Origin of the sequence: Arthrobacter sp. W4I7 (assembly GCF_030816215.1) — a bacterium.
GTDB classification, from domain to species: Bacteria; Actinomycetota; Actinomycetes; order Actinomycetales; family Micrococcaceae; genus Arthrobacter; species Arthrobacter siccitolerans_A.
The window spans coordinates 4,264,718-4,285,918 of the sequence record NZ_JAUSXU010000001.1; the positions used below are offsets into that span (position 1 = coordinate 4,264,718).

General features: G+C 64.9%; 20 protein-coding genes. 7 read left to right on the forward strand and 13 right to left on the reverse strand.

Annotated elements, in window-relative coordinates; translation table 11 throughout:
- Positions 1-17: 17 nt before the first annotated feature.
- Positions 18-467 (reverse strand): hypothetical protein, encoded by a 450-nt coding sequence (locus QF047_RS19400; protein ID WP_306637566.1) that lies wholly within the window; start codon positions 465-467, stop codon positions 18-20.
- A 168-nt stretch (positions 468-635) separates the two neighbouring features.
- A complete protein-coding gene (locus QF047_RS19405; RefSeq protein WP_307282087.1) occupies positions 636-1,409 on the reverse strand; it encodes a class I SAM-dependent methyltransferase in 774 nt (257 codons plus the stop codon).
- A 224-nt stretch (positions 1,410-1,633) separates the two neighbouring features.
- Here QF047_RS19405 and QF047_RS19410 point away from each other — a divergent pair, with 224 nt between their 5' ends.
- The 3 genes from QF047_RS19410 (at position 1,634) to QF047_RS19420 (ending at position 6,070) form a co-directional block, all read left to right on the forward strand.
- Entirely contained in the window at positions 1,634-3,283 is a 1,650-nt protein-coding gene (locus tag QF047_RS19410; protein WP_307280434.1) for an ATP-binding protein, read from the forward strand.
- An 18-nt stretch (positions 3,284-3,301) separates the two neighbouring features.
- The gene (locus tag QF047_RS19415; protein WP_306637563.1) at positions 3,302-4,834 is read left to right on the forward strand and encodes a bifunctional diguanylate cyclase/phosphodiesterase; all 1,533 of its coding nucleotides are present in this window, start codon (positions 3,302-3,304) and stop codon (positions 4,832-4,834) included.
- A gap of 171 nt (positions 4,835-5,005) precedes the next feature.
- Positions 5,006-6,070, forward strand: a complete 1,065-nt coding sequence (locus tag QF047_RS19420) for an EAL domain-containing protein (protein WP_307280438.1) — start codon at positions 5,006-5,008, stop codon at positions 6,068-6,070.
- A gap of 152 nt (positions 6,071-6,222) precedes the next feature.
- Here the strand turns inward: QF047_RS19420 and QF047_RS19425 are convergent, their stop codons facing one another.
- Positions 6,223-6,489 (reverse strand): DUF6480 family protein, encoded by a 267-nt coding sequence (locus QF047_RS19425; RefSeq protein ID WP_306637557.1) that lies wholly within the window; start codon positions 6,487-6,489, stop codon positions 6,223-6,225.
- Positions 6,490-6,627: 138 nt separating this feature from the next.
- Here QF047_RS19425 and QF047_RS19430 point away from each other — a divergent pair, with 138 nt between their 5' ends.
- Positions 6,628-7,080 carry a hypothetical protein gene (locus QF047_RS19430; RefSeq protein WP_307280441.1) on the forward strand — a complete coding sequence of 151 codons (453 nt, stop codon included), beginning with the start codon at positions 6,628-6,630 and terminating at the stop codon, positions 7,078-7,080.
- A gap of 12 nt (positions 7,081-7,092) precedes the next feature.
- Here QF047_RS19430 and QF047_RS19435 read toward each other — a convergent pair whose 3' ends face one another.
- The 9 genes from QF047_RS19435 to QF047_RS19475 form a co-directional block, all read right to left on the reverse strand.
- On the reverse strand, positions 7,093-7,911 hold the full coding sequence (locus QF047_RS19435; RefSeq protein ID WP_307280444.1) for a glycerophosphodiester phosphodiesterase: 819 nt from the start codon (positions 7,909-7,911) through the stop codon (positions 7,093-7,095).
- A gap of 53 nt (positions 7,912-7,964) precedes the next feature.
- Positions 7,965-8,213, reverse strand: a complete 249-nt coding sequence (locus QF047_RS19440) for a hypothetical protein (protein ID WP_307280446.1) — start codon at positions 8,211-8,213, stop codon at positions 7,965-7,967.
- 94 nt (positions 8,214-8,307) lie between these two features.
- Positions 8,308-9,126, reverse strand: a complete 819-nt coding sequence (locus tag QF047_RS19445) for an HAD family hydrolase (RefSeq protein WP_307280448.1) — start codon at positions 9,124-9,126, stop codon at positions 8,308-8,310.
- A 28-nt stretch (positions 9,127-9,154) separates the two neighbouring features.
- The gene (locus QF047_RS19450) at positions 9,155-10,468 is read right to left on the reverse strand and encodes an acyl-CoA dehydrogenase family protein (protein ID WP_307280450.1); all 1,314 of its coding nucleotides are present in this window, start codon (positions 10,466-10,468) and stop codon (positions 9,155-9,157) included.
- Between the two features lie 33 nt (positions 10,469-10,501).
- Positions 10,502-10,732 (reverse strand): hypothetical protein, encoded by a 231-nt coding sequence (locus tag QF047_RS19455; protein ID WP_307280452.1) that lies wholly within the window; start codon positions 10,730-10,732, stop codon positions 10,502-10,504.
- A gap of 19 nt (positions 10,733-10,751) precedes the next feature.
- Entirely contained in the window at positions 10,752-11,246 is a 495-nt protein-coding gene (gene ribA / locus QF047_RS19460; protein ID WP_307280455.1) for a GTP cyclohydrolase II RibA, read from the reverse strand.
- Positions 11,247-11,370: 124 nt separating this feature from the next.
- Complete coding sequence (locus QF047_RS19465; RefSeq protein WP_307280457.1) at positions 11,371-12,171, reverse strand: IclR family transcriptional regulator; 801 nt, start codon at positions 12,169-12,171, stop codon at positions 11,371-11,373.
- An 83-nt stretch (positions 12,172-12,254) separates the two neighbouring features.
- Entirely contained in the window at positions 12,255-13,508 is a 1,254-nt protein-coding gene (locus QF047_RS19470) for an aminopeptidase P family protein (RefSeq protein WP_307280460.1), read from the reverse strand.
- Positions 13,509-13,552: 44 nt separating this feature from the next.
- Positions 13,553-14,908 carry an MFS transporter gene (locus tag QF047_RS19475; protein ID WP_307280461.1) on the reverse strand — a complete coding sequence of 452 codons (1,356 nt, stop codon included), beginning with the start codon at positions 14,906-14,908 and terminating at the stop codon, positions 13,553-13,555.
- A 452-nt stretch (positions 14,909-15,360) separates the two neighbouring features.
- On the opposite strand from QF047_RS19475, the gene QF047_RS19480 reads away from it, so the two are divergent.
- From QF047_RS19480 to QF047_RS19490, 3 genes are all read left to right on the forward strand, one after another.
- Positions 15,361-16,467 carry an S-(hydroxymethyl)mycothiol dehydrogenase gene (locus tag QF047_RS19480; protein ID WP_307280463.1) on the forward strand — a complete coding sequence of 369 codons (1,107 nt, stop codon included), beginning with the start codon at positions 15,361-15,363 and terminating at the stop codon, positions 16,465-16,467.
- Positions 16,464-17,084 carry an MBL fold metallo-hydrolase gene (locus QF047_RS19485; RefSeq protein ID WP_307280466.1) on the forward strand — a complete coding sequence of 207 codons (621 nt, stop codon included), beginning with the start codon at positions 16,464-16,466 and terminating at the stop codon, positions 17,082-17,084. The genes QF047_RS19480 and QF047_RS19485 overlap by 4 nt, the downstream gene beginning before the upstream one ends.
- Positions 17,085-17,195: 111 nt before the next feature.
- Positions 17,196-19,550: an FdhF/YdeP family oxidoreductase gene (locus tag QF047_RS19490; protein WP_307280469.1), complete on the forward strand. Its 2,355-nt coding sequence runs from the start codon at positions 17,196-17,198 to the stop codon at positions 19,548-19,550.
- A 42-nt stretch (positions 19,551-19,592) separates the two neighbouring features.
- On the opposite strand, the gene QF047_RS19495 is transcribed toward QF047_RS19490, so the two are convergent.
- Positions 19,593-21,110: an HNH endonuclease signature motif containing protein gene (locus QF047_RS19495; RefSeq protein ID WP_307280471.1), complete on the reverse strand. Its 1,518-nt coding sequence runs from the start codon at positions 21,108-21,110 to the stop codon at positions 19,593-19,595.
- Between the last annotated feature and the right edge of the window lie 91 nt (positions 21,111-21,201).

Genomic DNA, 21,201 nt, shown 5'->3' on the forward strand with positions numbered 1-21,201 from the left:
GGCAGGACGGGTGCGGCTTAGGCGTCTTCCCGGCCGGGATTTTCCAGCCGGAAGAAATTCGATTGCTGGCCGTCGCTGCGCTGTTCCTGGTAAATGAAATTCAGCCCGCGGGAGTCGAAGGTTTCAAACCATTCCTCCCAGCTGATGTGGCGAAGCTTGTCGTTTTCGCCGCCGAAGTCGATCCGCAGCACACCAAGATGGTCACCGTGCTCGGTGCCTTCAACAGTGGCCGGAACGCCGTCGCGCTCCTCCGCCCACTGCCTGATGACTTCGTGGTGCGTGGTGACCAGGCTGCGTCCCTCGCGTTCCGGTTCGTCCTCCGGCGAGGTGACCTCCTGCGAATACTTCAAGGATTTCGATGACTCCGGGCCGGTACGCACTTTCCCGCCGTCAGGTCCCGCGCCCAGATCTTCTTCGTCCCGGTCCGCATCAGCGTCGCGCGTCTTATTGCCTTTATCCTGTGCCATGGTGGCCGTCCTTTCCCCTGGAGGTAACTAGTAAGTCTACTTACTATGGAGCCTCCCGACCAGCCTCCATGTCAAGGGGCCAGTCGGTCGCCGCAGCGCCCGCTGACTGCCCAAAACAGCCAGGGTGCAGACCCTCTGAGGCCGCGGGACAACCAGGGAGAGGAACAGCTAGGGCCCGGGCCGCAGCACGGCGTAGTAGCCGGGGATCAGGCTCTGGGCCGCCACGTCCGTCATCGGGTTGGTTTCGATAGCCACCGCGCCGTCCTCAAGCAGTTCCCAGCTCTCCGCAGGCAGGACCCGGGCGCGTTCGGCAGGACCGAAATGGCCGGGCATCGGCAATTCGCGGATGGCCCGTTCAAGAGGGGCCGGGATGCCCCTGGTGGTGGCGCCCAGATGTGAGACATAGTCCAGCGGATTGCCCTGGAAGTTGGTCTCGGCAAGGAAGACCGTGCCGCGGCTGCCGGCCAGCACCCGAAGGTTCTCCACCAGCGCTTCCTGATCACCAGGACTGAGCACGTGAAGCACGCCGCGGATGAAGACGTTGGCCCCGCGTTCGTCGGCCAGCCCCCGGCCGGCCCCGGGCGCTGTCATGTCCCGGGCCTCGTAGCGGACGCGGCCAGCCAGGTCTTCCTGACCTTCCGACTCGGCACCCGCCCGCGCCACCGCATGGGCGGATACATCAACACCAACGACTTCACGGAACGTACGGGCCAAGGCGCGGGTGAAACTGCCGTGACCGCAGCCCACATCAACTACCGGCAGCTCGGGATCCAGGTGGCGCAGCAGCACGTCCCGGTAGCCGAGGAACTCGTGGTCCCGGCCGGAATCCCACAAAACCTCACCGCCCGGACCGGTCGCTTTGATGCCCGCCCAATACTTATCCCAGGCCAGGGGCCTGTCCTTGGGGGCAGAACGGGACAGCCGGGCGAGCTTGGGGATCATCAGGTACTTCTGCCAGGAGGAGCGCACCGATTTTGTTGGGGAGGACACAGGTCAAATATATGTCGCGAAGCCGGGGGCCAGCAGTTGGCGGGCCCCAGGCGGTGCGCCGCCCGCACTCAACGGGGCCGCCCTGATCCGTCACGCTGGCGTGATGTACGGCCTGCAGGGGATCATCCGGGACGCGCCGCCCTACAATGTACTCAACTGGGAGCGAAGGGGGCATTGTGACGGCTGATTTGCCGTGGGACCCGTCTGTGCCGCGCACCGCTTTTGTGGCGGACCCCGACGACGGGCGGCTGGCACTCAATGCGCAGGCCTTGCGCGGTGCCGGCTACGAGGTGCACACTGCAGGCGATAAGGAAGGCCTGGCCCGCTTGCTGCGTGCAGGCGAACCGTCAGTCATCGTGGTTGACACGTCCCTGTCTGCCGTTGAAGCAGAAGCCCCTGTCCTGGTGATGGTGGACCTGGACAGCCCCGCGGAGCTGGCCGCCATGCAGCCTCCCGGCGTCCATGACTGCATTGCGAAACCCCCGCCGCCCAAAGAACTGGTTCACCGGGCAACCTCCCTCATCAACCAGGTATCCCGGCGCAATACCCTCCGGCAGGAGGCGGAGGCACTCCGTGAACAGCTCCGGCTGGTATCCGCCGCCGTGCGCGGAACCAACGATCCGCAGGAGATCGCCAACCATGTGGTGGCTGGTTTTGGGCGGACGTTCAAAGCTGACCATGTCCGCCTCACCACGTTTGAGGACGAGCGGGTTCCCCCCATTACCGCGACGTGGACCAGGCCGGGCCTTGAACCGCTGGGAGACCAAGCGCTCCCGGATGAAGAATCCGCGCGGCAGACGGCAGACATGTTGTGGGCCGTGGCTGAAACGCTCTCCTCCGAGGGGTCCGAGGAGGACGCCCGCACGGGCGACCCCGCCGGCACCAGGCGACTTGGGCCTGCGGCATCGCTGCTGGCGGTGCCGATGGGTGAGGGCAGTTCCTCGCTGGGCATCATCTGGGTGGTGATGTTGGACCAGCCGCGACAATGGTCCCGCGCCGAGCTCGGCCTGATCCAACACGTGGCCGGCAACGCCGCGCACGGGCTGATCCAGAGCCACCTGATCAGCAGCCAGCAGCAGGTGGTCAAGCAGCTTCAGCAGCTCGACAAGGCGAAAACGGATTTCCTCGCCACCGTCAACCACGAGCTGAGGACCCCGCTGACGTCCATCATGGCGTACCTGGACATGATCCAGGAAAGCACCGAGCAGCCCGTCTCACCCGAGGTCCACCAGATGCTGGACATCGTGGTCCGCAACACCGAACGGCTCCGGATGTTGATCGAGGACATGCTGAGCGTGTCCCGCAACGGACTTGAGGACAACCTGATGCACCTCACCCCGGTGCACCTCGGGCAGACGCTGGACCTGGTGGCCGGGGCACTGCGGCCCCTGGCCCAGCTGCAGAACGTCACCATTGAGGTAGATCCTGCCCCAGAGGACCCGGAGATCCTGGCCGATGAGGTGCAGCTGCAGCAGGTGTTCACCAACCTGGTGTCCAACGCCATCAAGTTCACGCCAAGCGGCGGCCGGATCGAGGTGGGCAGCGAGTCGCACGCGGCGCCGGACGGCACCCGGTGGGCAACCATCAGCGTGGCTGACAACGGCATCGGCATCTCCAGCGAGGAAATCGACCACGTCTTTACCCGGTTCTACCGCGCGTCCAATGCCATGTCCGGAGCCATCCCGGGAACCGGGCTCGGCCTGGCGATCACCCAGGACATCGTGGCGCGCCACGGCGGCCATATTGACGTGGCATCCACGTTGGGCGCCGGCACAACCGTCACTGTGAGCCTTCCCCTGGATGCTGACCGCAGCCGGGCCAACTGAGCACGGGAGGAGGAACCGATGTTTGCCGACGACGACCCCCGGCTTTCGCAACTGCTGGAAGGCATTGTCCGGCTGGCATCGGGAGACCTCAACTCGCGGATAGACGTATCGGAAGCCCGCGACGAGCTTGATGCGATCATCATGGGCACCAACCTCCTGGCGGAGGACCTGCAGATCATCTACGAGGAGCTCGAACAGCGGGTGCAGGTCCGCACCCAGCTCCTGCACGAAGCGCACCTGGAAATGCAGAAAATGGCCATGCAGGACCCCCTGACGGGCCTGGCCAACCGCTCTGCACTCATCGACGCCCTGAGGGCCACCATCGAGGACGACAGCGCGGATGAGGGGCCCGTGATCCTGCTGATGGACCTTGACGCCTTCAAATCCATTAACGACAGCCTGGGCCACACCGCCGGTGACAAGGTGCTGATCACGGTGGGTGAACGGATCCAGGGCGCCGTGCGCGGCACGGATGTCGTCGCCCGGCTGGGCGGGGACGAGTTTGCGATCGTGATGCCGGCGGTCTCCGCGGACCAGGCGGCCATCGTGGGGCACCGCATCCTGGCGTCGCTGAATGAACCCATAGAACTGCCGGGCCGGAGCGTGCGCTGCGGAGCCAGCATCGGGCTAAGCGTCGGCGGAGCAGGCCAGACCCCGGAGGACATGCTGATGGAGGCCGACGTCGCCATGTACGCCTCAAAGGCCGAGGGGCAGAACAGGCTGCACCGGTTCGAACCTGGCCTCCTGCTGGTCCGGAGGCTCCGCAGCCAGCTGGTGGAGGACCTCCGGAATGCCATCAAGACCGACGGACTGACGTTGCACTATCAGCCCGTGGTGGAACTCGGCTCCGGGCGGATCGAAGGCGTGGAGGCCCTGGTCCGCTGGAACCACCCCACCCGCGGGCTGATCATGCCGGACGAATTCATTCCGCTGGCCGAGGAAGCCGGGCTGATCTCCGAACTGGGGCTGTGGGTGCTGCGCACGGCGGTGCACCAGCTGCGGAAATGGATTGACGGGCAGTTGGTGGACGGGCGTTTCTCCGTCCGGATCAACATCTCCGCCACGGACCTGCAAAGCCTTCAGTTCATCGAGGATGTCCGGAGTGTCCTGAAGGAAACCGGTGTGGCGCCCGAACAAGTGGTCCTGGAACTGACCGAAGTAGCCATCGTCAAGGGCAACGAACTGGACCGCTATTCGCTGGGCGGGCTCCGCGGGCTGGGCGTCGGCATCGAAATTGACGATTTCGGCACCGGCTATTCGTCTATCAGCTACCTCCGCCGGCTGCCGGTGGACCGGGTCAAGGTGGACCGTTCACTGATCCATGGGCTGGGCACCGACCCCAGCCAGCCGGCCCTCGTGGCGGCGGTCCTGCAACTCGTCCGGGCATGCGGCCTGGAGGCCGTCTGGGAAGGCGTTGAAACGGCGGAGCAGGCAGAGATCCTCCGCAGCCTGGGCTGCCTCAGCGCGCAAGGCTATTACTTCAGCAGGCCCGTTCCGCCGGAGCAGGTTCCCGATCTGTTGGCGGCCCAGCCGGAAAGCGCCAACCCGTAAGGCGAAAACTACTGCGCTTTTGTCCACCCCGATATACGATCATCGTGCTGGGTCTGTATTTTCATCGCAGTGATTTGCGGACTTGCCAGCAACATTGGACTTTAGAAGCGGTTATAAATTGAACAACAAAGGGCCACTGGGTCATTACTTCGTCAACTGGGGGCGTTGCTAATGTCGGTTCGTGTACAGGCGTGGGGAATCATCGCCGCTGTTTTGGCGGATCCGGATCCGTCCGGCGCCGCAGTCCGGCAACGCCTCAGCAAGAGCCTCGATGAAAATCCCGGCGTGCCCGAAAGGGCCTTGCTGGAGTATCTCCTGGAAACCCGCCGCAGCGATGCAAACACCGTTGAAACGCTGGACAGCGCCAGGAAAATGCGCCTGGAACCCAGCGCCATTCCGCCGCAGTTCGCAGAACAAATCGACGCGATCCGCAGCACGTCCCGCATCAGTGCACTGCTTGAAAGCAACATGCTGATGACGGCCTTCCAGCCCATTTACGGCCTGGCCAAAGAAACTGTGGTGGGCGTGGAGGCATTGTCGCGCTTTGTCAGCGACGACGGCGCCGCCGCCGAACTGTGGTTCGCGGAAGCAGCAGCCGTAGGCCTGGGTGCGAACCTGGAATTCTCAGCGCTCGGGTCCGCCGCCGCGGCAGCCAGGGATCTTCCCGGAAACCTGTATGTATCCCTGAACATCTCGCCCACGTCATGCCTGGACCCGCGACTGCCGGAACTGTTCGAACACATCGACCTTCCGATCAACCGGGTGGTGCTCGAACTGACGGAATCCGTGAACGACGAGGAGTACCCGCAGTTCATTGCCGCCATCAATCCCTTGCGCGACCGTGGCCTGCGCATCGCCGTCGACGACACCCACCCCGGCGCGGGCGCGCTGAGCCGGATGGTGCACCTGCGGCCGGACTTCCTCAAGGTGGGCCGGAACGTCATTGGAGACGTCGACAACGACGGCATCCAGCGCGCCCTTGCCGGCTGCCTGGTGGACTTCGCCGAGCAGATCGGCACCACCCTGATTGCCGAAGGCATCGAGACGGTGGGCGAACTCAAGGTCCTGACCGAGCTGGGCATCAGCGCCGGCCAGGGCTACCTTCTGGGCCGGCCCTCCGTCCGTCCCCAGGACTGGGCCAGCTGGAACACCGCCCTGGATACGGACGGCCTGAAACGCCAGCTCGTTAGCCCGGAACAGGGCAGCCACGTTACACCGCCCAAGGACGACCACTAGCGGCCACCGACGCCCGCTGACGGCACTGGTACGAAACACGTACCGGCATCAGCCATCGGGCCACTGACGCGAGCCCCGCCGTCGTCATGGCAGGGACAGCCAACTGGAGCGGACAGTCTGCTGGATCGGATAGCTGCCGGGCCGGGGACGGGTTATTCTTCGTGGCCCTGATCGGCGCTCATCTGGTCCTCCGCCGGCGGCGTCTCGCCGGGAGGCACTCCCCCTCCGGGCTCCAGCCCGGTGATGTTGCCGTCCGCCGGGTCCGGGTTCGGTGAGTCCGCAGAGTCCTCGCTTCCCTGCTGTCCGAACACCTGTTGATCAGCGCCCTGCCGGCCCACGCCTGATTGGCCTGGGTCTGAGTGGCTTTTGCCCGGCTGGTCAGGATTCGCGGGGTCGTTTTCCGGATGGTAGCTGCTCACAGTAATTGTCCTCTCCTGCCTGGCCGGGGCCGTTACCTCAGCTCTGGACTAATTGTAAGCATGCTGATAATTCTGGAAGGGTAATCTTTCGGTAGTCCACTGGGGGCGCCGGGATGCGATGTCAGAAGGAGCAGTCACATGGGTATCGGCGACAGCATCGGCAAGGCAGCAGAAAACGCCATGGAGGATCTCGCGGGGACCAGCGATCCCGTCGAGAAACGGGATGTTCCTGAGCCCTCGGATCCCAACAGCGACGTGGAGGTCCACTCCTCCCTCAGCGAGGGATCGAACGCCCTGGAAGCGGAGAAGCAAAAAGCTCCGGGCCTGAAGCCGGGGCCGGCTCCGGGACCGGTATCGCAATCTCCCCTTGGCGGGGACGTTGACGAGACTGGCAATGACCAAGCGAACGACGACGGCAGGTTGGCGGGCAGCGCTTCCGCTCCGGACAGCGCAGGAGGGTCAGAAGGGTCCGGCCCAACAGGGGATGTTTCGGGCGTTTCAGGAGGATTGCCTGACAGCAACCCCGACGAACTCCGGGCCGATCCAACCGAAGGCGACCAGGACCCGTCCACCAGCACGGGCCGGGGCTGAGGAAGAAGCAAGCTAGTAATCAGGCGGGTGGCCCCCTGGCCACTCACCGCGTTCAAGCAGCACGTCCCGGAGCAGGTCCGCGCGGTCGGTGACGATACCGTCCACGCCAAGGTCGAGCAGGCGGCGCATTTCCGCGGGCTCGTTGATCGTCCAGACGTGGACCACCAGCCCCAGCGTGTGGGCCCGCCGGACAAATCCTGGCGTGACCACTTGGACGCCGCTCCGGCGCGCAGGTACCTGAAGGGCCTGGACGTCATGCAGGATCCTGCGCATGGCCCAGCGGAAAATCGGCCCCGGCAACACCCGCCCCAGCACAACAAACAAGGCCACGGGCACCACCCCGGCCGACGACGCGACCTGCTGGCTCAGCAGCTTCAGCACCGCCCGCCGCCGCCGGTCGGAAAAGCTGGTTACCAGCACCCGGTGGTGTGCCTGGTTCCGTTCGATCGCGGCGGCGAGGCTTTGGACGGAGTTCCAGTCCTTGACGTCCACGTTGAGGCGGACGCCGGGCAGCCCGGTGACCAGGTCATCAAAGGTGGGAACGGGCTCGCGCCCGCCGATCTGCGCCCGCGCCACCTCGGCGGCTGTCATGTCCGCGATCAGGCCGGCCCCGTCCGTCACCCTGTCCAGTGTGCTGTCGTGGAAAACGAGCACCACACCGTCCGCCGTGGTGTGGACATCAGTTTCCAGGTACTGGTAGCCGAGTTCGACGGCGGCGCGGAACGCGGCCATGGAGTTCTCCAGCCCGTCCCGTGAAAATCCGCGGTGGGCCATGGCCACCGGCGGTAGGGACCCAGGAACGTCGGGGTGGGTGAAGAACGGCAGGCTCACCCTGCGAGCGTACCCGAGCGGCCGGGCCGCGGCGCGATGCCATGAAGCAGCGGCTAGTCCTCTTCCGGAAAGATCTCCACAGCGTCGCTGCAGTGCAGCAGGGTACGCCCGCGGCCGCCGTCGAGGTTCACCCATACGGCAGCATGGTCTCTGGTGATCGCGTCCACCAGTCCGCCGGTCTCAAAACCAGGCGTGAGGACCACTCGGACGCGGTCGCCCTGCCTCAGCTGCTTCCAGTGTGGAGCAGGCGTCGCCCTGCGCAGCGGCAGATCAACAGCGCCGCGTTTTACGTTCCGTGTCATCGTTACCCCTTGAGCCATGAAGGGGGTGTTGCCCCCTGCCTCCACGCTAGGGAGCAAAGATGAACGCCAGGTGAGCGCAGGCTGTGAACATGGCTCAGGGAAGCTGGACACCCAGCGACGCCAGCCTGGCCTCAAGGACCTGGGCCACGCCGTCGTCGTCAAAGTGCGGCGCCTGCTGGCCTGCCGCGAGGATGGCTTCCGGGTGACCGCTGGCCATCGCGTAGCCGTGGCCGGCCCAGCGGAGCATCTCGATATCGTTCGGCATGTCGCCGAAGGCCACAACATCCTCGGCGTCGATACCGAGCGAGGACGCGTATTCGGCCAGGGTGACCGCCTTGTTGACGCCCGGGAGGCACAGCTCCAGCATGGCCACTCCCGGTGACGAGTGTGTGACGGCCGCAAGATGCCCGACGGCGGGCCGCACCTCCGCGAGGAAGTCGTCAGGAGTGCCCTCCCGGATGATGGCCAGGAACTTCACCACCGAATCATCCATGGCCAGGGTTTCGGCGAGCGGCGCCGGGGTGAACTCGCTGAGCAGTTCGCTGGATTCGTTCTCGATGAAGCCGGGTTCAAGGTGGAAGCCGGTCAGTGTTTCTGCGGCGAACAGGGCAGCCGGGCGGAGCTCCTTGATGATCCGGCGGATTTCCAGCACGGATTTGATGGCCAGGGTACGGGCGGACACCAGCTGTTCGGTTTCGAGGTTCCAGACCACGGCGCCGTTGGAGCAGATGACCGTGCCGGTGTGGCCCAGCTGGTCCTGCAGGGGGTGCAGCCAGCGCGGCGGCCGGCCGGTGACAAAAACGAGTTCGACGCCGGCGTCCCGGCAGGCGTGGAAGGCGCGGACGGTGCGGTCACTGATTTTTCCATCGTGTCCAAGGATCGTTCCGTCAATATCGCTCGCTACCAACCGCATCATGCAAGTCTACGTGGGCTGCCCCCGGCTAGAAGCTGGGGACGGTCAGGCCCAGGCCGAGGAGGCCGCGGCCCGCCTGCTCAAGGATGGGGTCGGTGGCCAGCGTTGGATGGTTGAGCAGGACGCCCACATCGCGCTGGATCCGTTGAAGGGGATGCGAAAGCCGGTGTGCGCTGCCGCCGGAGCCCGCCATGATCATGGAGACGGCCTGCGCGGATGCCTCGCCGCTCAGGGCAAAGGACAACCGGTATTGGGCCCTTTCCTCCTCTGCCATTCCTTTGACTGACGCGGCCCCATGCCGGCGCCGGTGGGACTCCGCCACGAGCCGCACCGCTTCTGCCCAATGCAGCCGCGCGGTAGTGACCAGGCCGTAGGCCTGCGCAAACCGCGCCTGGGCCAGGGGCGAATCAGCCTGCCGGTTCTCCGCCGTGTTTTTGACCTTGCGCTTCAGCATCTGTTCACGGAAAAGTTCCAGGGCATGTTCGGCGGCCCCCAGGGCGGTGGATGGCGCAACGATGTTCAGAAGGGTGGCCATGGGCGTATGGATAAGCGGGTCCGGGTGGATTCGGCTTCCGGGATTGTCCGGGGCTGCCAGCAGCGGCCATTCCAGGGCTCTGTAGGCGGGCACAAACAGGCCGTCGGCGTGGATGTCATTGCTCCCGGTCCCCCTGAGGCCGGCCGTGTGCCAGGTGTCCAGCACCTCGACGTCCCCGATGGGAACAAGGCACTGCAGGCGTACTTTGTTGTGGCCGGGCCCGTTATGTTCTACCGCCAGCAGTGCCCATTGTGAGTGCAGTACGCCTGAGGCGAAGCTCCAACGGCCGGTGATGCGGAAGCCGCCGGGCACCTTTTCGGCGGCACCGGGCGGCGCGCCGGTGGCAGCGGCCAGAGGGGCGGGGCCCGCGGCGAAGACTTCATCCTGGGCCGCCTGGGGCCAGCGTGCGAGCATCCAGACATGCTCGATCAGGTGGCCCACGTTCCAGGCAGTGGAGGGGCAGCCCAGCGCGAGCCGGCGCACCACCTCGACGTAGGTTTCCAGGCCCATGCTGTATCCGCCCACACCCTTGGGCGCAAGGATCTTGAACATGCCCGCTTCCTTCAGCTCAGCCATGGTGCTGCCGGGGATGCGCCGAAGGCGTTCCGTCTCATCCGCCCGCTCCCGCAGCCGGGGAATGAGGGCATCCACGCGGGCGAGCATTTCGTCGTGAGTTGGGATGTGCGACGGCGGCACTGCCTCCACGAGCACCTGGGTTGAGGTGGCGTATGCCTCGCTAAGGGCGCGGAGGCCGGCGTCAATGGCGGGCGCTGCATCCACTGCGACGTCGTCAAGAAAGATTGTCATTTCGTGTCCTGTCCGGGACTTTGAGGCAGCGGTTCAGGCTGGCAGGTTCAACGTGTGGGAGGTATGGTCCCGCTTGGCCGCCAGGTACCGGTGGTTTGCGGCCGAGAGGTGCACTCCGGTGGGGACCTGCTCGCTGACGCTGATGCCGTGGGCGGTGAGTTGCGCGGCCTTGTCCGGGTTGTTGCTCAGCAGGCGGATGGAGTTCGCGCCCAGGGCGGAGAGCATCTGGGCAGCAGCTGTGTAGTCCCGTTCATCCTCCGCCATGCCCCAAGGCAACGTTGGCTTAGTAGGTATCCATGCCGGTGTCCTGGAGCGCGTAGGCATCCAGTTTGGCGTACAGGCCGATTCCCCGGCCCTCCTGGCGGAGGTAGAGAAGGAACCCGCCGGTGGCTGCAACCGCTTCGACACCTTCCCGCAGCTGGGGACCGCAGTCACAGCGTTCACTGCCAAAGACATCGCCCGTCAGGCATTCGCTGTGAAGGCGGACCAGGGGTGCCGGGCTCCCGGAACCCTGCTGCAGCAGCGCCTGTTCCCATTCACCCAGCGCGAGCAGCAGGTGTTCTTTGCCATCCGCCAGTCCCTGGAAGGTAAGGACGTCGGCAGCGACAGTGAAGCCGTCGTCGAAGCGAAGCGGCACCGTGACCTGGCTCCGGACTGTCACGCTGCTCTGTGCCATTACCTTGTTCTGCGCTGTTACCTTGCTCTGTGCCGTTACCTGGTTCCAATGGCGGTCGGCGTCGGCAAGGCTGGAGACATGGTGGTCAAGAGTAGCGGTCATGTTGATTCCCTCAAGGTTGATTGAATCTTCAACCAAGCTTACGCCTGATCACTTGAAGCTTCAAGCCTTTGGGTGAAATTGACTGCAGAACTCCGCGTGTGTGTAAAACCTGGGCAGGCGCTTTCTATTTCTTGCCGGTACCGCCCAGGCGGGCGGTTACCTTCGCTGCCGCGGCGGCGCAGGATTCGCCGAGCGCCTGCAGGCGGTCCTGCGACACCCGGAACCGCGGTGCCGGGATCAGCACGGCGGCCACCACCTCCCCGCGATGGTCATAGACAGGTGCCGCCAGCCCCACTTCGTCGATGGAGGTTTCGCCGTAGTTGATGGCCCAGCCGCGCCGGGCGTCGTCCTTCAGCCTGACAAGGTAGGCGTCCATGCTAGGTTCATCCAGGCCGGGGTACGTGATGGCGCCGCTGCTGAGGAGGGAACGGGCGCGGAGTTCGGGTTCCTGGGCGAGGAAGACCTGGACTGAAGCACTGAAGGCGTCGCTGTAACGGGCGCCCAGCGGTGTGGTGTGCTTGATCTGGTGGTGGCTGGCGATCTGCTCCACGCAAATTGATTCGTCGCCGCTCCACACCATCAGGGCACTGGTTTCGCCGGTCTGTTCGGACAGCTCGCGGAGAACAGGGTAGGCAACACGGCGCTCCTCCAGCTCTGCCAGCAGGGGTCCTGCCACGGCAATCAGCCCGAGTCCCAGCCGGAACCGGCGGGTTTCGGCGTCGCGTTCCACCAGGTGTTCCTGTTCGAAGGTGGCCAGGATCCTGGAGACGGTGCTTTTGTGCAGCCCTACGCGGTTGGCGATCTCGGTGACCCCGAGGAGGGGTTCATTGGCCGTGAAGGTCCGCAGGACGGCCACCGCGTTGACGATGACGGAAGCGCCTTTGGTGTCGCCGGTGCCTGTGGTCTCGGATTCTGTTGTGCTCATGATGTAGACCATCATTCCCTAGTGAGGCCGAAAGCGGCGCCGGCGCGGCGCCGGCGCCGCTTCGGCTATGGGTACTGCCGCGGTCAGGCGCCGATGATGTTGTACTCGGGGCCGAACGGGAACTTGGTGATGTTCTCGGCGCCGTCTTCACCGACCACCAGGATGTCGTGCTCGCGGTAGCCACCGGCGCCCGGCTGGCCATCGAGGACGGTGATCATCGGCTCCATGGAGACCACCATGCCGGGTTCCAGCACGGTGTCGATATCCTCTCGGAGTTCAAGCCCGGCCTCGCGGCCGTAGTAGTGGCTCAGGACGCCGAAGGAGTGCCCGTAACCGAAGGTGCGGTTGGCCAGCAGACCGTGGCTGACGTAGATCTCGTTCAGTTCGGCGGCGATGTCCTTGCAGACGGCGCCGGGCTTGATCAGTTCCAGGCCGCGCTTGTGCACCTCGACGTTGATGTTCCACAACTGCAGGGAGCGGGCGTCGGGTTCGCCGTAGAACAGGGTGCGTTCGAGGGCGGTGTAGTAGCCGGAGGTCATGGGGAAGCAGTTCAGGGACAGGATGTCGTGCTCCTGGATCCTGCGGGTGGTGGCCCAGTTGTGCGCCCCGTCGGTGTTGAGGCCGGACTGGAACCAAACCCAGGTGTCGCGGATCTCGGAGTTGGGGAAGGTCCGGGCAATCTCATGAACCATGGCCTCGGTGCCGATCAGGGCCACCTCGTATTCGGTGATGCCCGCGGTGATGGCGCTGCGGATGGCCTCGCCACCCAGGTCGCCAATGCGTGCACCGTGCTTGATCACTTCGATTTCCTCGGCGGACTTGATCATGCGCTGGCGCATCGCGGCCTGCGCGACGTCCACGAGGGCTGCGGACGGGAATGCTGCCTGGATCTTGTTGCGGTTGTCCAGCGGCAGGGAGTCGTCTTCGACGCCGAGCCGGCGAACGTTGACGCCCCGGGTGCGCAGGACTTCCTGAATCGCGAAGATGTAGTTATCCCGGCGCCAGTCGGTGTAGACGATGTTGTCGCCGAAGCTTCGGCGCCATGGCATTCCGGCGTCGATGTTGGCGGTGACGGTCACGGTGTCATCCTTGGTGACCACCATGGCGTAGGACCGGCCGAAGTAGGTGAAGAGGAAGTCGGAGTAGTACTTGATCGAGTGGTAGCTGGTGAGGACAACGGCGTCCAGGTCCTTCTCAACCATGATGCGGCGGAGACCGGCGAGGCGGCGCTCGAACTCGGCATCAGAGAAGGTGAGGCTGACCTTTTCACCGTTCTTGAGGACCTTCAGGCGCTCCAGTTCGGCGACGGACGTTGCGTTCTCGGTGGTGATGGTCATCGTGGTGATGCCTTTCTTTTTGTACGGGTGGTTTGGGAGGGAAGCTATTCGTGGCGCAGGGGCTCTTTGCAGGTTTCCCTGGACAGAGCGACGGCAACCAGGGAAACCACGGCGGCAGCGACGAGGTACCAGGCCGGCGCCAGGTCGCTGGCTGTGGCTGCTATCAGGAGGGTTGCCATAAACGGGGCAGTTCCCCCGAACAGGGCGTTGGAGAGGTTGAAGCTGACCGCGAAGCCGCTGTAGCGGACCCTGGTGGGGAACATCTCCGCCAGGAAACTGGGCAGGGTGCCGTCATTGAGGGTGAGCATGGCTCCGAGCAGGATCTGGACCAGGACGATCACCAGGAAGTTGCCCGTTCCGAGCAGGGCGAACGCCGGCACGGTCAGCAGAATGAAGCTGATGGAAGCGGCGAGCAGTACCTTCTTGCGGCCGTACCGGTCCGAGAGCATGCCGGTCAGGAAGATGAAGCCGATGTAAGTGACCAGGGCCACAGTGGTGGCAAGGAATGATTCGGTGGCACCCAGGCCAAGCTCGGAGGACAAGTAGGTGGGCATGTAGCTGAGGATCACGTAGAAGCCGACGGCGTTGAGCAGCACGGCCCCGACGGCCTGGAGCAGCTGCCGCCAGTGGTTCCGGAAGAGGTTGGAGACAGGCGCCTTGACAGCGTGGTCGTCGGCCTCCAATTCCCGGAACACCGGCGTGTCTTCGAGCTTCGTCCGGATATACCGGCCGATCAGGCCCATCGGGGCGGCCAGCAGGAAAGGCAGCCGCCAGCCCCAGCCGTGCATCGCTTCGGAACTGAGCAGGGTAGTCAGAAGGCCGGCGAGCAGCGAACCGAGGAGCAGTCCGGCCGCCGTGCTGGCGGGAACGACGGCGGCATACAGGCCGCGCCGGTTGGCCGGTGCGTACTCCACCAGGAAGGCAGACGCACCCGCATATTCACCGGAGGCGGAGAAGCCCTGGACCACCCTGACGATCAGGAGCAGGACGGGAGCCCAGAGTCCGATCGTGGCATATCCGGGGATGAGGGCAATGCAGAACGTGGCCCCGGACATGATCAGGATGGACAGTGAGAGGGCGGTCCGCCTGCCTACCCGGTCTCCGATGTGCCCCCACACAAAGCCACCGAGCGGGCGCACCAGGAACGAGACTGCAAACAGGGCAAAGGTCAGTAGGAGCCCGGCCTGCGGATCTGACTCAGGGAAAAAGACTGCCGCGATGGTGACGGCCAGGTAGCCGTAAACGGCGTAGTCGAACCATTCGACAAAGTTTCCAATGAAGCTGGCCGCGATAACCCGGCGGCGCGTTTCCTTGCTGACGGCAGTGTCAGCGGAATTCAGGCCTTGCAGCTCCGAACGATGGCCTTGGGCGCGGGCCGCGGAGGAAGTTTCGTTACTCATGTATCCACCAAAGTTGTTGTGGTTGCATTCAGCGCAACGCTGTTGCAATAGACTAAGCGTGATGGGGACCACAGTCAATGGTTACTGCTGATGAGGATCGGTCCGAATCTGACCATGCGGGTCAGCCCGAGGCGTGCGCCTTGGATTGCTCGGGAATTGCGGCTGGCGTTGCAGTAGAAGAACTCAGGTTGCATTCAGCAAACTCAACCGGTGCAGGAGGCTCCACTGGCCGGACGTAGCACTTGGCATTTCTATTGACACCCCGTGTGACGGCTGACATATTTCGAGTACGCGTCATGTGAGTTCCGTTGTGTAATACGCAATAGAGGGCGAACGAAGTATCCGCTGCCTGTGCTTGGATCTGCGGTATGAGAACGTAGAACACGGGTTGGCTGTGGACCGCTAAGGAGCGCCGCCCAAAGTCCCGGGACCGATGAAAGGAACACCAGCGAATGGTGCATAAAGTTCAAGCAGTCATTGCCAGGGAGAAGAATGCCCCGGTGTCGTTGGAGACCATCCTGGTGCCGGATCCCGGCCCCGGTGAGGCGCTGGTGGATATCCTGACCTGCGGCGTTTGCCACACCGATCTGCACTACAAGCAGGGCGGCATCGGCGATGACTTCCCGTACCTGCTTGGCCACGAGGCCACCGGAGTGGTCAGCGCCGTGGGCCCCGGCGTCACGGAAGTAGCCCCGGGTGACCGGGTGATCCTGAACTGGCGTGCCGTGTGCGGGCAGTGCCGGGCGTGCGCGAAGGGCCAGCCGCAATACTGTTTCAACACCGCCAACGCCACCCAGAAGATGACCCTGGAGGACGGCACTGAGCTCTCGCCTGCCCTGGGCATCGGCGCCTTCGCCGAAAAGACCCTGGTGGCCGCAGGACAGTGCACCAAGGTCGACCCCGAAGTGGACGCAGCCGCCGTCGGGCTGCTGGGTTGCGGCATAATGGCCGGCATCGGTGCCGCCATCAACACCGGTGAGGTCAAGCGTGGCGAGTCGGTGGCCGTGATCGGCTGCGGCGGTGTGGGCATCGCCGCGATCGCCGGTGCGAAGCTTGCCGGCGCGACGACGATCATCGCCGTGGACATCGACGAGAACAAGATCGAGATGGCAAAGTCGCTGGGCGCCACCCATGGCGTGAACTCCCGGCAGGAAGACGCTGTCGAGGCAATCCGCGCCCTCACCGGAGGCAACGGGGCGGATGTGGTGATTGACGCCGTCGGACGTCCCGAAACCTACAAGCAGGCCTTCTACGCCCGCGACCTCGCCGGCCGCGTGGTCCTGGTAGGCGTCCCGACGCCGGACATGACGCTGGAACTGCCCCTGCTGGACGTCTTCGGCCGCGGCGGGTCGCTGAAGTCCTCCTGGTACGGCGACTGCCTGCCGTCCCGCGACTTCCCCATGCTTGTCCAGCACTACAAGCAGGGCAACCTGGACCTGGACGCCTTTGTCTCGGAGCGCATCAGCATCGAGCAGGTGGAGGAAGCTTTCGAGAAGATGCACGAGGGCAAGGTCCTCCGCTCGGTTGTTGAACTGCACGCAGCGGGAGCTACCGCATGAGTGTCCGGATCGAAAACCTGGTCACCTCGGGGACGTTTTCGCTCGACGGCGGCACCTGGGACGTGGACAACAACGTCTGGATCGTGGGCAATGACGAGGAGTGCGTGATCATCGACTCCCCGCATGACGCCACCGCGATCATCCGGCAGGTCGGTAGCCGGAAGGTCCTCGCCATCCTGCTGACCCACGCGCACAACGACCACATCGGCGCCGCACGCGAGGTCTCGAACGCCGTCGGCGCACCGATCTACCTGAACCCGGAAGACCTTGTCCTCTGGGAGCAGGTCTACCCGGATGCAAAGCCGGACCATGAACTGCACGACGGCGACGTCTTTGAGGTGGCCGGGGCGACACTCAAGGCCATCCATACACCGGGCCACTCCCCCGGCTCCACGTGCTTCTACCTCGAGAGCGAAGGAACGGTGTTCACCGGGGACACGCTCTTCAACGGCGGGCCGGGTGCGACGGGGCGTTCCTACAGCGACTACCCCACCATCCTCACCTCTATCCGCGGACGGCTGCTCGCGCTCCCGGCCGAAACGGTGGTCCGCACCGGCCACGGCGACGACACCACCATCGCCGCAGAGCAGGAAACCCTGGCGAAGGTTCCGCAGTAGTCACGAATTCAAACAACAGTGCCGGCGGGGCGCGACAGGAAAGCCTGGCGCGCCTTCGCTGGCGTTGGATTCAAAAAGCAACACGTAGTTGCCGGTAAGGAAGTTGGAACGATGAAGTTCGGTAAGCAGCCCGCACCTGTCGCGGACATCAACGAGGACGAGCTCTCCGTCCACAAGCCCAAAACCGAGGCGGCCGGTGTTAAGGCTGTGATGGTGGCGCTGGAACGCGCGGTGGCGCAGGCCGGGGTGACCCGGACGGCCCAGTCGCTGCTGCGGCTGAACCAGCGGGGCGGGTTCGACTGCCCGGGCTGCGCCTGGCCGGAGTCGGACAAGAAGCGGAAGGCGGCCGAGTTCTGCGAGAACGGTGCCAAGGCTGTGGCGGAGGAGAACACCCTCCGCACCGTTGGCGCTGAGTTCTGGGCGCAGCACTCCATCGCCGAGCTCTCCACCAAGACCGAGTACTGGCTGGGCAACCAGGGCCGGCTCAGCGAACCGGTGGTGATCCGGGCGGGTGAAACCCACTATTCGCCGATCTCCTGGGCCGAGGCTTTCGAACTGATCGGCGAACATGTGCGGGCAACAACGGCTGACCGGTGCGTTTTCTACACTTCAGGCCGGACCGCGAACGAGACAGCGTTTATGTACCAGCTGTTCGCCCGGGCCCTGGGCACCAACAATTTGCCGGACTGCTCGAACATGTGCCACGAGTCCTCAGGTTCAGCACTGAACCCCACCATCGGCATCGGCAAGGGCACCGTCTCGCTGGATGACATCCACGACGCCGAACTGATCTTTGTGGTGGGGCAGAACCCCGGCACCAACCATCCCCGCATGCTGTCCGCCCTGAAGGAATGCAAGGACAAGGGCGGCAAGGTGGTGGCGGTGAATCCGCTGCCCGAGGCCGGGCTGTTCAACTTCAAAGACCCGCAGACCGTTTCGGGTGTCGTAGGCGGCGGCACCCCGCTGGCTGACGAATACCTGCAGATCAAGGTGGGCGGGGACCTGGCCCTGTTCCAGGCGCTGGGCCACCTGCTTCTGGAAGCCGAGGAACAGAACCCGGGGACCGTCGTCGACCGTTCCTTTGTGGAGGCGCAGACGGACGGGTTCGAGGCCTACCGCGCGGCGCGCGCCAGGCTGGACTGGGCCGAGACGGAAAAGGCTACCGGCCTCACCCGGGCCCAGATCGAGACTGTTGCCGGGATGCTGATCAAGTCAAAGGCGTCCATCTTCTGTTGGGCCTTGGGCGTGACGCAGCAGCCGCACTCGGTGGACACCATCAAGGAAATGGTCAACGTCCTGCTGCTGCAGGGCAACTTCGGCAAGCCCGGCGCCGGCGCGTGCCCGGTCCGCGGGCACTCGAACGTCCAGGGCGACCGGACCATGGGCATCTGGGAGAAACCCAAGGAATGGCTGCTCGAAGCGCTGGACAGGGAGTTTGGGATCCAGTCCCCGCGGCACCACGGCCACGACGCCGTCGAAGCCATGGAAGCGTTCGAACGCGACGAAGTGGACGTTTTTGTGTCCATGGGCGGCAACTTCTCCCTCGCGTGCTCGGACACCGAAACCCTGGAAGCCGGGATGCAGCGGATCGGCCTGACCGTGCACATCTCCACCAAGCCCAACCGCTCCCACATCGTCCACGGCCGCACCTCGCTGATCCTGCCCACCCTGGGCCGGACGGACAAAGACGACAAGCACCCCAAGGGCGCCCAGTTCCTGTCCGTAGAGGACTCCATGTCCGTGGTGCACTCCACGCAGGGCAGGCTCACGCCGGTCTCCGAGCACCTGCTCGCGGAGCCCGTGATCGTGGCGCGGATGGCTGAGGCGACGTTCGGACCGGACCACTCAGTGGACTGGAAGGGCATGGCCGAGGACTACGACGTGATCCGCGACCACATCGCCCGTGTCCTGCCCGGCTTCGAAGACTTCAACACCCGCGTCCGTACCAAAAACGGGTTCGTGCTGCCCAACCCGCCGCGCGACACCCGGTCATTCAAAACGGATATTGGCCGCGGCCGCTTCACAGTCAGCCCCCTTGAGTATCTGACGCCGCCGGACGGGCACCTGGTGCTCCAGACCATCCGCAGCCACGACCAGTACAACACCACCTACTACGGCCTGGACGACCGGTACCGGGGCATCTCCGGCGGCCGCCGGGTGATCCTCATCCACCCTGAAGACCTGGCCGAGCTCGGATTCGAAGACCGCGATCTCGTGGACGTGGTCAGTACCTTCCGTGGGCACGACCGGAGAGCGGACAAGTTCCGCCTGGTGGCCTACCCCACCGCGAAGGGCTGCGCCGCCGCATACTTCCCCGAAGCCAACGCCCTGGTCCACAAGGAAAACGTGGCGCGGGAGTCCAACACCCCGGGCTTCAAGGCCATGTTCGTCAGGTTCACGCCACACGTGGCGGAAACCGCTGATGCGGTGGCTGCGGAGGAGCTGGAGCCGGCCGCGGCTGGATAGTAGAGCAGCACCCGGTGGTTGAGCCTGTCGAAACCCCGTGAGTCAGGCGGGTGGGGCGTGCAGGAACCGCTCCAGGCTTTCTTCGCCTGGGGAGATCCCGATGTAGACAAAGTCCGGCGGATCACCGATCGCTGACTGTCGTCGCCCTGGCCAGTGTGGTGGTTCCCAGTCTTGGTGTTCGCTTTTGTAGTGCCTGCCGGTGGGTGAGGTCCAGCCGGGTGGTGCGGTTTTGGTGGCCGGGGTGGGTTTCCAGCCGCTGGTATGCCGTAGCCGGTGATGTCTGGGGCAGGGCTGTCCCAGATTCGATATCCCGGTGGTGCCACCTTGATGCCAGGCGAGGATGTGGTCGGCTTCGTTGTCGAGCGAATTGTTGCTGCATCCCGGAAAGGGGCATTTGCCATCCCGCAACCTAAGCCAGTTCCGCATGGCTTGACTGATCCGGTACTTTGTCCGGCCGATCTCCAGTGGCGCCCCGTCCCTCGGATCAACGAGCACCCGGTAGAACGAGGAGGCGCCGCCTTCTACGAGTTTGCGCGCCATCGACGGCGGGATCGGACCATACCCGTCCAGCATTGCTGGCTCGTCCGTTAATCCCAGGAGGGAGAATACCGGCACGGTGACCAGCACCTGCGCCCGGATCCCCGATAATGGGCCAGCCGCCGCATCGGGGCCGGTTTCCGCATCGATGCCGTTGCCGGGCAGAGTTAGGGTTCCGTCGCTGCCACCTGCACCGGCACACCCGGAGTGGTTGCCGGTGCCAAGAATCGCCTCGGCGAAGTTGTCGGCCTTCAAGTGAGTGAGGGTACGGGGCTCGTCCGGTCCCTGCATCCCCCGGGCGATGGCCGTGAGCCGGTTCCAGCCCGCCAAGGCATGGTGGGCAGGCAGGTAGGCCGAGAGCCAGGCCATGCCGTCCTGGTCCGGCCGGTACTCGACCCGCCGGTCGGCGATGCCCTTGGCATGGCGCTTTTCGATGGACTCGGCATGGTGCCGTTCCCGCCAGTTCCTGGCCTTGGCTTTGAACCGGTACGCCGGCATCTCCCCGATCGGCGCAGCCGCGGGCGGCCTGTTCACATCCGGATCCAGGAAATACGCTTCCAGGGCCGCCGCGCCGGCGGGGTCAAGGGTGGCCGTTTCATCAACCATGGCCAGGGCGTGCTGCCAGGTAATCGTCCCGGACTGCAACGCCGAAAGGGTGGGCGGCAACTCCTTGCACAGGGCGTGCGATGCGGCCAGGAACGCACCCGCTGCCCGAGAACCGAGGGCCAGGAGGGCGCCGATCTCCGCGGCGACGGCCATTTCCTGCGCCTGCACCGGGACATCCGGCCCCGCAACAGCTTGGGCAGTGTCCGCATACGTCACCGCAGCCCGGGCCTTCAGGCCCGCGAACCCCGCCTCCACCACCCGCGCCCCGGCAAGAATGTCCAGGGACCCATCAGCCAGTCCGGCCAGCGGATCAGCATCCGAGAACGGCTCCGAACCACACTCATCCACCTCGGCATTGAGCACAGCAAGAGCGGCCTTGATGTCCTCAAACGCCTTAGCCACCGCCGCTTTCCCCATGAACCCATCATGACAAGGGGGTACGACATTCCGGGGGCACATGTGAAAACCGAGGTCCCCTGTTCGGGGACCCCGGTTTTCGACAAGAGGT